Source organism: Flavobacterium hydatis (assembly GCF_000737695.1).
GTDB lineage: Bacteria > Bacteroidota > Bacteroidia > Flavobacteriales > Flavobacteriaceae > Flavobacterium > Flavobacterium hydatis.
The window spans coordinates 1-13,425 of the sequence record NZ_JPRM01000061.1 but is presented as its reverse complement, the minus strand read 5'-3'; the positions used below and the strand labels follow the sequence as shown (position 1 = coordinate 13,425).

The 13,425-nt window shown below is 33.8% G+C and carries 8 protein-coding genes; 6 read left to right on the top strand and 2 right to left on the bottom strand.

The window, feature by feature from the left end; all coding sequences use genetic code 11:
• Positions 1-28 precede the first annotated feature (28 nt).
• A complete protein-coding gene (gene priA, locus IW20_RS24330) occupies positions 29-2,479 on the top strand; it encodes a replication restart helicase PriA (RefSeq protein ID WP_035628735.1) in 2,451 nt (816 codons plus the stop codon).
• A gap of 4 nt (positions 2,480-2,483) precedes the next feature.
• Here the strand turns inward: priA and IW20_RS24325 are convergent, their stop codons facing one another.
• Entirely contained in the window at positions 2,484-3,182 is a 699-nt protein-coding gene (locus IW20_RS24325) for a LytR/AlgR family response regulator transcription factor (RefSeq protein WP_035628734.1), read from the bottom strand.
• Between the two features lie 167 nt (positions 3,183-3,349).
• On the opposite strand from IW20_RS24325, the gene rpsF reads away from it, so the two are divergent.
• The 4 genes from rpsF to IW20_RS24305 all read left to right on the top strand — a co-directional run bounded on the left by rpsF (position 3,350) and on the right by IW20_RS24305 (position 5,070).
• Entirely contained in the window at positions 3,350-3,691 is a 342-nt protein-coding gene (rpsF, locus tag IW20_RS24320; RefSeq protein ID WP_035628733.1) for a 30S ribosomal protein S6, read from the top strand.
• 5 nt (positions 3,692-3,696) lie between these two features.
• Positions 3,697-3,993, top strand: coding sequence for a 30S ribosomal protein S18 (gene rpsR, locus IW20_RS24315; protein ID WP_002987043.1), 297 nt, complete (start codon positions 3,697-3,699; stop codon positions 3,991-3,993).
• 64 nt (positions 3,994-4,057) lie between these two features.
• On the top strand, positions 4,058-4,498 hold the full coding sequence (gene rplI / locus IW20_RS24310; RefSeq protein WP_035628732.1) for a 50S ribosomal protein L9: 441 nt from the start codon (positions 4,058-4,060) through the stop codon (positions 4,496-4,498).
• Positions 4,499-4,596: 98 nt separating this feature from the next.
• Positions 4,597-5,070 carry a DUF6495 family protein gene (locus IW20_RS24305; protein ID WP_035628731.1) on the top strand — a complete coding sequence of 158 codons (474 nt, stop codon included), beginning with the start codon at positions 4,597-4,599 and terminating at the stop codon, positions 5,068-5,070.
• Between the two features lie 33 nt (positions 5,071-5,103).
• Here the strand turns inward: IW20_RS24305 and IW20_RS25685 are convergent, their stop codons facing one another.
• A complete protein-coding gene (locus tag IW20_RS25685) occupies positions 5,104-5,742 on the bottom strand; it encodes a LexA family transcriptional regulator (protein ID WP_051886186.1) in 639 nt (212 codons plus the stop codon).
• A 1,252-nt stretch (positions 5,743-6,994) separates the two neighbouring features.
• Between IW20_RS25685 and IW20_RS25680 the strand changes: the two genes are divergently transcribed.
• Positions 6,995-13,425: immunoglobulin domain-containing protein (locus tag IW20_RS25680; RefSeq protein ID WP_455423159.1), on the top strand; the 6,431-nt coding region annotated here is incomplete at its 3' end.

Sequence of the window (13,425 nt, the reverse complement as noted above, 5' to 3'; positions counted from 1 at the left end):
ATTATTTTAAAACATATATATCTTCAAAATGCATTTTGTAGAAGTCATTTTACCACTTTCATTAGCTAAAACATTTACGTACCGTATTTCCGAAGCAGAGTTTAATTTTATTCAGAAGGGGATGCGCGTTGCTGTGCCTTTTGGTAAAAACAAAATGTATACGGCATTAGTCCTAGAAATACACCAGAATGAACCAACGCTTTATGAAGCTAAAGAAATTCATGAGATATTAGACGCAAGACCAATTGCTACCGAAATTCAAATAGCACATTGGCTTTGGATTGCTTCTTATTATATGTGTGCTATTGGCGATGTATATAGAGGTGCATTCCCTAGCGGGTTATTGCTAGAGAGTGAAACAGTAATTTCTCATAAAGTGGATGTTTTTGTAGATCAAACTGTTTTAACAGACGAAGAGTATTTGGTTTACGAAGCCTTACAACATCAGAGTTCGCTTAAGGTTCAGGATATCGTTTCGATTTTAAATAAAAAGAATGTATTTCCTATTCTTCAAAAATTAATAGATAAAGATATAGTTGTACTCCAACAGGAAATACAAGAAAGTTACAAGCCAAAATTAGTTCGTTATGTTAAGTTGCATAGCAAGTATGATTCTAATCAGGGATTAAGCGAGTTGCTGGACGTTCTTAAAAATGCAGCCAAACAAAAAGAAATTGTTATGGCATATTTTCAGCTAAGTGCATCCGAAAAGAAACCAATAACAGTTAAGAAATTGGTAGAAGCTTCGCAATCGTCATCGGCGGTTGTAAAAGCTTTGATTGAAAAAGAAATCTTCGAAGAATATTTTTTACAACAAGACCGAGTAAATTTTACAGGAAAAAGTACTGAGAAAGAATTACAATTAAGTTTGGTTCAGCAAACAGCTTTCGAGGATATCAAAACTAGTTTTATCGAAAAAGAAGTTTGTTTGCTTCATGGAGTAACTTCTAGCGGTAAGACCGAGATTTATATAAAACTTATAGAAGAGTATTTGGCAACAGGAAGACAGGTTTTGTACTTGTTGCCTGAAATTGCGCTTACAACACAATTAGTTGGTAGGTTGCGAACTCATTTTGGGAATAAAGTAGCTGTTTTTCATTCTAAATATAGCAATAACGAGCGTGTTGAGGTTTGGAATCAGACTTTAGTAAATGCTGAAAATGCACAAATAGTAATAGGAGCGAGGTCGGCCTTGTTCTTGCCATTTGCTAATTTAGGATTGCTAATTGTAGATGAGGAGCACGAACAAACTTTTAAGCAAGTAGATCCTGCACCGCGTTATCATGCGCGTGATGCGGCAATTGTTCTGGCAAACTTTCATAAAGCAAAAGTTCTTTTAGGATCTGCTACGCCAAGTTTAGAGACTTACTTTAATGCACAATTACAAAAATTCGGATTAGTAACGGTTACAGAACGTTATAATAATGTCCGAATGCCAGATATTGCTTTGGTCGATTTAAAAGATAAGTATTTTAGAAAACGCATGACGGGACATTTTAGCGATGTTTTAACCGAAGCAATTTCTGAGGCTATAAGTTTAGGTGAGCAAGTTATATTGTTTCAAAACAGACGCGGATATTCGCCTATTATAGAATGTATAACTTGTGGGCACGTGCCGCAATGTCAGCAATGCGATGTAAGTCTTACCTATCATAAACACAAAAACCAGTTGCGTTGTCATTATTGCGGATATAGCATGGCAAAGCCAACAAATTGCCATAGTTGTTCCAGTATTGATTTAACGACCAAAGGTTTTGGTACAGAACAAATAGAGCAGGAATTGATTGCGCTTTTTCCAAATGCCAAAACAGGCAGAATGGATCAGGATACAACACGAGGTAAGTTTGGGTTTGAAAAAATCATTGATAGTTTTAAAAATCGAGAAATAGATATTTTGGTAGGAACGCAAATGCTTGCCAAAGGATTAGATTTTGATAATGTAAGTTTGGTAGGAATTATGAATGCCGATAATATGTTGTTTCATCCCGATTTTCGTGCTTTCGAGAGAAGTTTTCAAATGATGATGCAAGTTTCTGGACGTGCAGGACGCTCGGAGAAACAAGGTAAGGTTGTAATCCAGACTTATAACCCAAATCATAATACAATACAGCAAGTCACTAATAATGATTATGCAGGAATGTATAAAGAGCAATTGTATGACAGGTTAATTTATAAATACCCTCCATATTTCAGGTTGGTTAAATTAACGCTTAAACATCGTGATTTTGATAAGTTAAAAGAAGGCTCGATATGGTTGTATCAGGTTTTTAGTCAGAACTTGAATATGTCAGTTTTAGGTCCGGAAGAACCTGTTATTAGCAGAATAAGAAATGAGTATATACGAACAATTTTAATTAAGATTCCGCAGAATGTGCCATTAGGAGGTACAAAAAAAACTATTCAGAAAATACTGAATAGTTTTGAGGCTGTTGCGCAATATAGATCAATAAAAGTAATAACAAATGTTGACTTTTATTAGCGCATTAGTGCGTTATAGATAAAGCACGAACGAGATCTTCTTTTTTGTTTCGACTTAACGGAATCTTTGTGATTCCGATTTCGGCAAACTTACTATTAAAGCGCTCTACTTTGTCAATATTGATGATATACGATTTATGTACACGAATAAATTTTTCTTTTGATAAATCATTTTCAAAAGATTTCATTGTAGAAAGTACAAGATTGCTATCATCTTCGGTAACAACTCTTACATAATCTCCAAAAGCTTCAATCCACTTTATTTTTGCAGTGAAAATTTTAAGTTTTTTTAGATTACTTTTAATAAAAATATGTTCTCCTTCATCTTCCTTTACATCTGTGCGTAACGCATATAGATCTAACGCTCTTTTAACAGAAGCATTAAAACGATCTATTGCTATTGGTTTTTGTAGATAATCGGTAGCGTCATAATCAAACGCCTTTAAAGCATATTCTGCTTTAGAGGTAATAAAGATGATTTGAGGCTTTGTTTTTAGGCCATCCAAAAAATCAAAACCATTTATAACGGGCATTTCGATATCTAAAAATATCAAATCAATATTATTTAAAGAGATACAACTTCTAGCTTCAATCGCATTTGAAAAATCTCCTATTAAGTGTAAATTCGGATGATTATTGACTAATTTTGAGATAATAGTTCTTTGGATAGAACTATCGTCTACTACAACACAATTTAGTTTCATAACATTTAAATTTAGGGAATGTAATAGTAAATATAGATTTATTTTTAATAAAAAACTAGATTTTAGGCTTATTTTTTGTCGTACGTCGAATAAAAGAAAAAAAGTGTTGGATATTTAAAATAAATGGTTACTTTTGCACCCAATTTTAACAAATAAATATTGTATTTATGAATCATTATGAAACTGTTTTCATTTTAAATCCCGTTTTATCTGAGGTTCAGGTGAAGGAAACAGTAACGAAATTTGAAGAATTTCTTACTAGTAGAGGAGCTGAAATGGTATCAAAAGAGGATTGGGGTCTGAAAAAAATGGCTTACGAAATCCAAAACAAAAAAAGTGGTTTTTATCACTTATTTGAGTTCAAAGTAGCAGGAGAAGTTCTTATTGCTTTTGAAACTGAATTTAGACGTGACGAGAGAGTTATGCGTTTCTTAACTGTAAGTTTAGATAAACACGCTATTTCTTGGGCTGAGAGAAGAAGAACAAAATTAAAATCTACAAAAGCTTAATTATTATGTCTACAATAGAGCAATCAGCAAAAGGAAAAAAAGACGGAGATATCAGATATTTAACGCCTTTAAACATAGAAACTAACAAAACTAAAAAGTATTGTCGTTTCAAAAAATCTGGAATCAAATATATCGATTATAAAGATGCAGATTTCTTATTGAAATTCGTTAATGAGCAAGGAAAAATTCTTCCTCGTCGTTTAACAGGAACTTCATTAAAATACCAAAGAAAAGTGTCTGTAGCTGTTAAGAGAGCTCGTCACTTAGCTTTAATGCCATACGTGGCCGATTTATTAAAATAATATTAAACAACAGTTGTTGGTTTCCGTCAAACGAACCTAACTTCTCAAATATAAGGACAACAACATGGAACTTATTTTAAAACAAGACGTACAGAATCTAGGATTTAAAGATGATGTAGTATCTGTAAAAGCTGGTTACGGTCGTAACTTTTTAATTCCTCAAGGTTTTGCTACTTTAGCAACTCCTTCTGCAAAAAAAGTATTAGCTGAAAACCTAAAACAAAGAGCACACAAAGAGGCTAAAATTGTTGATGACGCTAAGAAAATAGCTGAAGCATTGAAAGCACTTGAAATTAAAATTTTCGCAAAAGCTGGTGGAGAGAAACTTTTTGGTTCTATCACTAACATAGATATTGCTGAAGCTTTAGAAAAAGCTGGTAACTCTATCGAAAGAAAATTTATTACTAGCGGTATCGTAAAACGTACTGGTAAATATGCTGCAAGCATTAGATTACACAGAGATGTTGTAGTTGAATTACCTTACGAAATTGTTGCTGAAAAGTAATAGTTTTAATTTATAATATGAAATCCCGATGTAAATCGGGATTTTTTTTTGAATATTAAATAGCTGAAATTGGTTGGAAAAGCCGTAAATATTTTAAAATGAAATACGCAAGATTAACAAAAGAACAATTTGATGAATTACATGCTGAATTTGCTAATTTTTTAGGAACACAAGCAATTGATAAAGCAGAGTGGGATTCGATCAAAATAAACAAGCCTGAGGTGGCTGAACAAGAGCTAGATGTATTCTCTGATTTAATTTGGGAAGGTGTTCTCTCCAGAGCCGAATTTTTAGAGCATTTCTCTAAGAATCATATTTTCTTATTTCAATGTTTTGATACACATGTGCAATCGATAGTTTTGAAATCCTTAGTTCCGGAAACTGATTTCCTGACTAAAGAAGGTTTGCAATGGCTAAGTGATAATATGTTTACTGAAACTATCGAAATGAAAGTTGGTAAAAAAGTTTTTACAGATGAACGTAATACTTCTATTTTTGAATTAATTCAACAAGGAGCTTTCTTAAGTGATGGCCAGTTATTTAAGCAAATAAATACGATTATCGAGTCGTAAATCGATTACTTATTAAAGCAAACCTGGCTTGATTTAAATTCTAATCAGTATATTTTTTACTACCCAGATTTCTTTAATATCTTCAAAATCAATAGTAGTGTTTTTAAAGAAAGCATTATCATTGCTTAAAGTAAATATTTTTTCTAAAGGACTATCATTTTTTATTCTATTAATGATTAGTCCTTTAGTTTTACTTATTATTACTACAATTGCATTTTCTTCTATCGTATTTATATCTGCAATTTCACAAACTACAAATGAATTTGCGTTTATAATAGGTTTCATATTATTGCTAACTACTTCAAAAGCTCTTGAAGTTTTGCTTTGAATAAACGGAAAATGGTATTTAGGTAATGTGTTTAATAAATCTTCATTGCCAAGACAATATTCAAACTGAATCTCTCTCTTAATTAAAGGAGTATTGTTTAATATTATATTGTTAGTTTTTTCGTTGTGGCTTTTTTCTGAAAGTATTTTGTTTAAGTCAATTTCGTGAACATTGCAAATTGAGATTATTGCGCTAAAATCTAAAGTATCCCTTTTCTTCCATGTAGAGATGGTGTTTGGTTTGATATTCAATAATTTAGATAGTTCAATGTCGGTGTTTATGCATAAAGCTTTTTTTAATCGTTTTAAGATTAAATTCGCATTTAGTGATTTTTTTGCTTGCATATTCGAAAAAAGATTTTTACATTTATGAAATATTAATCATTAAACGATTGTTAATTAATCTTAAGACTGTTAAAGAAATAGTCGTAAAATGTTAATTACTCGCATGTTTTAAGTTAATATCTTAAAATTTGAATTATTGCCAAAATCGCATAACGCCGAAAGTCAGATGTAAATCTGATTAAGTATAGATAGGTTATATTTATATAGAATCGGGGAATCCTAATATTAAATGTAGGGCAATATATAAAAAAAATGATTATTTATTAATATTCTAAATAGTTTTCTGTAATAAAATAATATAATACCACATAATAGCATGAAGGTTCTTAAAAAAGGCCTTTAAATAAATAAATTTTTTGTACGAATTTTTGTCAATTATTATTTTAACTGTATGCTTATGGAATTTATAATTACTTTTATCAGAAGAAATAAATTCTTCTCTACTTTATTCTTTACTTCATTGGCATTCAATTTAAAATTAGATGTCATATCTGATTTTGCTAATACAGCAGGAAAACAATTTTCCCTTTTAAATGTTTTTATAAAACAACTGATTTTTTATATCCCCAAACTAAATAATCAGAATGTTCAATATAGGCGTGATTATCGATGTTGTCTATTCGATAATAATACGTAGGTAGCATTATTAATTTGAGTCTTCAGTCCCCGGAAGCGTATAATCGACTACTCAAGTATTAGTAATCAAATCTATTTCTAACCCTAATAGATTTTAGTTTTCGCATCTCTTGTAGAATGTTGTTTCTTAAGATTAAGCTGTGAATACTTTCTTGTACTTAAAATCGTCGAGTTAAAATTTCTGTTTTTTATTTTATGGATGACCTATGGTGCATTACATACAGGCTTTCTAGTGCCTTATAGTAACCAAAAATGAAAAAACAGAATCTCTAATAAAATACATTAATCTTTTAAAAACATTTTTATGAAATTAAAATCTACTTTAAATGACTCTTGTAAACCTGTTTCTTTTTTTCGTATTTATTTGACTTTTGATTTTTGTCGAACTAAGGAACCATGCGCTTCTTCGCGAATTGAGTTTGCAACAAATTCTGAGTAATTTTTTATAGACCTTAAAATTAGATGTTTTTAACAGCATTAGAATGTATCTCTGATGATTTGTTATTACGGCTTTTGTTTTAATAATCTCCGCGTAAATGCGTAAATGGGATTGTTGATGGAGATGCCTATTTATCATATTGGAATTTATTTATCACTTTATTAATCTCTCAGGAATATGAAAACATTTTTCTTAACAATAAAAAAGGGGGCATTTCTGCAAAATTATTTGTGGTTGTTTTTGATATTAATTCCCTTTTCGAGCTCATTCTCACAAAATTTTTGCAAACCCGACTCTCAGACTAATAGTACTGGCGGTTTGTTATGTGTAGGTATGAGTGTAACTACACCAGATTCAGCATTTGATGGAAACATGACTACTTTTGCTTCTATATCAAATGTTTTAGGTTTGGTTTGTTTTGCAGAGGAGACATTACATTTTAATCAAACTGCTAAAGCTGGTGACCAAATTGTCGTTTATTTTAATACTGGAAACGGTGTTTTAGATGCTGAGTTACTATCAAATGGTACTATTCAGGCAAAAAATGGAGCGGCGAATGTGGGACCGGCAGTTGCGTTAAATAACGGTATATTAAACCTCCAAATTTTAGATCCAGTAAACAATATTGGTGTTATAAAATATACATTACCTGGAGATGCAAATGGTGTAAAAATTCAGAGTGGTGGAATTTTAAGCTTATTATTAAATTTAAGAATATATGAGGTTCACTTACAATTTGCTAAACCTACAATTGTTGGAGGAAATACTCAAACTATATGTTCAGGGCAATCTATAGCACTTACTGCTACTGTTGCGGCTGGTACTACATTAGCTTGGTACGATTCACCTACATCGACTACAGCACTTTCAAACATAAATACTTTTACAACACCAGCTTTAACAAGTGCGACAACTTATTATGTAAGTAGTTCCAGAAATGCAGGTTGTGAGAGTGATGAACGAGTTCCTGTAACTATAAATATTTCAAACCCTGTATTGCCGACTATTGATACTAATGGTACTGCAATTTGTTCTACAGGTGCAACGCAGTCGACTACCTTATCGGTAATAAGCCCAGTGCCAGGTACTACTTATTCTTGGTATAATGCTGCATCTGGAGGTACGCTCTTAGGTTCAGGCAATACGTTTATTACAACTGTACCTATTGGAGTTACTAATTTTTATGTGGAGGCAGCTATCGGAACTTGTAAAACACCAACGAGAACTCTTGTAAGTGTTACTTCTAATCCTGTTCCTGCTTTACCAACTGTATTAACACAAAGTGTATCAATACTGTCAGGTCAAAATGCAACTTTAAGTGCTTCATCAACTGATCCAAGTGTTACTTTTGATTGGTATGATGCAGCTACAGGAGGAACTAAGTTATTATCAAATTCGCCAACTTATACTACACCTATATTAACTGCAAATAAAACTTTTTATGTTGAGGCTGTTAGTGCTGCAGGAGGATGTGTAAGTGCGACTAGAGTTGCAATAAATGTAACTGTTTCGGCTAATCCATTGGGTGGTTGTTTAGATGCAAATAGTCAACAAACAAGCCAAAATGGACTTTGTTTATTATGTTCTTCAACTAATCCTAATAATTCGGTTGATGGTAGTAGCAGTACTGCTGCCAGATTATCGGTTCCTGTTGGTTTAGTTAATGGATGGATTCAGCAAACATTGCAATTTAATAACCCAGGTCAGGCTGGAGATATTATTACAGTTGATTTAGAAATACCAACCGGAATTTTAGATATAAGCGCCTTAAGTTATATTTCATTAGCGACTTATAACGGTGCTACTTATAATAATGACCGAATAGCTGTAAATAATTCCCTTTTAAATATTCAATTACTAACAGGTAATCGTTTTAAAGCAAGTCTTAAAGCTGGTTCTGCTTTTGATCGTGTAGAAATTAGATTAGGAGGGTTGGCTACATTATTAACGAGCCTTGATATTTATGGTGCTTCGTATAAATTTAAAGCTAGAACTATAACTGGTAATACAACAATTTGTAGCGGACAAACAGCAACGTTAATATCTAGCGCTAGTTTGGGCGAAACAATTAATTGGTACAGTGCTTTAACTGGTGGTACTTTATTAAGTAATACTGCTAACTATACTACACCAGCTCTAACGGCAGATACTACTTATTATGTTGAAGTTACTCGTAATGGTTGTGTGAATAGCGAAAGATTTCCTGTTCTTGTAACAGTAAATAATCCTGTCGCTCCAACAACGGTAGTAGCTAGCCCAATGAATTTATGTAGTGGGCAAACTACAACAATAACGGTTCAGTCACCAGTTGCAGGTACAGATTATAATTGGTACAGTGCAGCTTCTGGCGGAACTTCTTTATTTACGGGAACTTCATTTACAACACCAAGCTTAACGACTACAACTAGTTATTATGTAGAAGCGGTGATTGGAAGCTGTTTAAGTCCAACCCGTACGCAAGTTACAGTTAATGTTAGTGCGCGACCAGCAGTACCAACCGTAGCCTTGACTAATGTTGTTATCCAGGCTGGACAAAGTGTTACTCTGGAGGTTTCAAATCCTGTGGCTGGCATAGATTATGATTGGTACGATGCTCCTATTAATGGGAATCTATTGGCTTCAGCTACAACTTCGTACACGCCAACACCAGCTTTATCAGTAAATAAAAGTTTTTATATTACTGCGAGAAGTACAGCAACAGATTGTATAAGTGATACAAGAGCTGTTATTAATGTAGTGATAAGTAATTCTATTAATTCTTGTTTGTTGGCTAATTCACAAGTGACTTCTAAAGGAGGAACAACGAATTGTTTATTATGTGGTTCAACAAATGATGGTGATTCTGTAGATGGTAATAATACAACTGCAGCACATCTTTCAATACCTGTTGGTTTACTAGGAGATCATATACAACAAGTATTAAGCTTTCCAACAGTTGGTCAGGAGGGAGATATTATAGATGTTGAACTAGGAATACCTGTTGGACTTCTTGATATAAGTGCTCTTTCTAATATTAGTTTGCAAAGTTTTAATTCAGGTTTACCTAATGGTGATCAATCTAATATTAGTTCTCTTTTAAATGTTCAGATTTTAGGAGGAAACCGTTTTAGAGCGAGTTTTATAGCTGCTGGAGCATTTACAAGTGTTCAGGTTAGATTAGAAGGATTAGCTACTTTATTAGCAGGAGTAGATATTTATGAGGCTTCATATAGATATCCAAATGCTACAATTACTGGAGCAGCATCTCCAATTTGTGAAGGACAATCTACTACATTAACGGCTACGGCTACAGGTACACAAACATTTTCTTGGTATGATGTTCCAACCGGAGGAATAGCTTTGGCAACTAATACAAGCACTTATGTAACGGGACCATTGACAGGGACTAAAATATTTTACTTAGAAGCTAGTCGTGGAGTTACACCGTGTCTGAATACTAATCGTCAGGCTATTACTGTAACAGTGTTGCCTATTCCTACAGATGCTGATATTGCGATAACAACTCCTTTAACTGCTTCTTGTGCAGGAGGTGCTGTATTGACTCCAACATCTACATTGGCGGGAGCAATATTTAAATATTATACAGATCAAAATAAAACTCAAGAAATTGTATCAGGAACGGTAGGAACAGTAACGTATTTAAAAGACTCTTCAACCGGAGCGCTTACAATTAGCGGACTTATTGCTTCTAATTCACCTTATAAATATTATGTTTCGGTGCTTAATGGAGGCACTTGCGAGAATATAAACGGAACTTTAAAAGAAGTTGTAGTAAATTTTCCAGCAGGTTCAGCTTTGACGGTTACGGCAACTTTGGCGGGTTGTGCCAAAGTAAACTTAAAAGATGCTATTACAGATTTTGATACATCAGGAAACACGACATATACTTTCTTTGATACTGCAAATACACCAATTACAGATCAGGCTGCATCTAATATTACTGTAGGAGGTGATTATTGGATTCAAGCTCAAACAATAGGTGTTGATTGTCCATCTGTGAAAGAAAAAGTAACAGTTACAATTAATCCGTTGCCAACTTTAGTGGTTACAACAGCTTCTCAAGTTGTTAATAAAGGAGATTCAGTAGCATTAGTTGCAACATCTAATGGAACTGTAACTTGGTATGATCCAGCAGGAAATCCTATACCATCAAATAATACTGGTGCGCTAAATACTGTTGGTGTTTTTACTTATACAGTAATTGCGAGTAGCGGAACTTGTACAAATAGTCAGACTATTACAATTACAGTTATAGATCCTGCTAGTTGTGATCCGTTATTAGAGAGAGAATATGCTACGACTCAACAATGGGGATCTATTATTACCGGAACTGTTACAAATGAAGCTAATGGGGCTGATGGTAATCCTAAAACATACTCTACAATAACAACTGGTTTAGGACTTTTGGGTATTGGAACTACATGGCAAAATTTACAATGGCCTACAACTATCGCAAAAGGAACTCCAGTAACGGTTAAGTTAGGTGCGGAGTATAGTGGCGTAGCGTTAGGACAAGGTGTTACTGTGATAGGAACTAAACGCGATGGTCTGGGGAATCCAATTGATATTGGAACTTTACAATCTGTATCTGGATCATTGTTAAACTTATTATCTGGTCAAAACTCATTTGAGTACACATTTGTTCCATCAGATGCTACAGGGCCTAAAGCTTATGATGGTATTCGTGTGCAATTGGGATCAATCTTAAGTGTAGCACAAAATATAAATGTATACGATGCTTATTATGATAAATCAGTTACTCAGATAACTTGTGGGCAAGGAGATATCGAAGATGTTTTCTTTGGTGTAAAAGAAATAGGTGTTGGAGCATTAACTGCTACAGTAGGTGTTTCGAATGCATGGAACATAGCTGATGGCGATGTAGCTACTTATGCTACAATGTTTAGTGGAGTAGGAGTACTTGCTGCTGCACAGCTTACAGCAACTTTTAGAACACCATCTATGGTAGGAGATAGTCTTAGAATAGTGATTTCTAAACCAGGAACAGTCTTAAATCTTAATTTGCTTACTGGATTTAATATCCAGCTTTATTTAGGAAATATTGCTGTTGGTGCTCCTATCCAAAACAATAGTAGTTTATTGACTTTAAAATTACTTTCGGGAGATACAATGGCAATGACAATTGTAGCTCCTCAAACTCAGCCATATGATAGAGTTACAATATCTTTTGGAGGTGTTGCAAGTGTATTAGACCAACTAAGAGTTCATAATATAGATCGTGTAACAAATACCAAAGTCATCGGAGGGGATATTAAAAACAATGTCACGGTCTGCCCCGGCACTGATATAAAACTAGAGGTGCCTCCGGCGAATTGTTCAAGTTATAAATGGTATGACTCACCAACAGGTGGGAATGAATTGGCCTCAGGTCAAACATATACAATCCCAGCTACATTGGCAGCAGGTACATATAAATATTATATTCAACCAATTCGTTACGGTTGTCCAGCTTTGGCAAGAGGTGTTGTAACTGTAATAGTTAGACCAACAACTCCAATAAGTACAATAGTAGATGTGAAAATTAATGGTGGAAGCAATACTATAATTTGTGCTGGAGATGGAAAAGTTAAGTTAGAGGCAGTTTTAGCTGCTACTCCAGTACTTAATAATGTGGTATACCATTGGTATAGTTTTGATGGAACAAATAGTAATTTAATCGTAGGAGAAACAGCTTCAATATTAAATCTAACCGGATTAACTGCTGGAACTTACACATATTATTTAGGAGTTAGTTCAGATGAATATTGTGAAACAGCACCTGGAGATAGAAAACAAATTACATTTACAATTTTACCAAATTCTCTTGTAACTGATATTACGGTAAATAATGATTCTGTTTGTCATGATACAGATGCTGTATTTACACCAGAAAGTACTTTAACAAATCCTAAATTCTTTTGGTATTTTGATGCTAATAAAACGCAGCCTATTCCAAATGGACCAGGGCCTGTAATTATTGCAGGCGTTACTTATACAACTAGTAGCTTAGGAGTTCTAACAGTTTCGGGATTAACAGCACTTATGAGTCCTGTGACTTACTATGTTGCAGTATCAAGTGATAATACATGTGAGAATAAAGAGGGTGAACTTAAAGCGGCTACAGCAACAGTAACTAGCCCTGCCACACCAACAACCAATGACGATACACCGACTTTTTGTTTAACAAGTAATCCAACGATTGCGAGTCTTCAGGTAAATGAGCCAAATGTTGTTTGGTATGATTCTCTTATAAGTACAACTCCATTACCTAGTACTACTGTACTGACTAGTAAAGCTTATTATGGAGCGATTTCTCTTCCAATAAAAGTAGGTCCTCCAGAAGTATATTGTGAAAGTGCTGTACGTTTAGTAGTAACTGTAACCGTTAGCGATCCAGCTAAACCAACAACTAACGATGATACTCAAGACTTCTGTTTGGCAAATAGCCCAACAGTTGCCAATCTTCAGGTAAACGAAACAGGCGTGGTTTGGTATAATTCACTAGTAAGCGTAACGCCATTAGATCCAACAACAGCTTTAGCCAACGGTATCTATTATGGAGCAATCCTAGACCCAGTGACTGGTTGTATAAGTTCAGTTCGATTAGC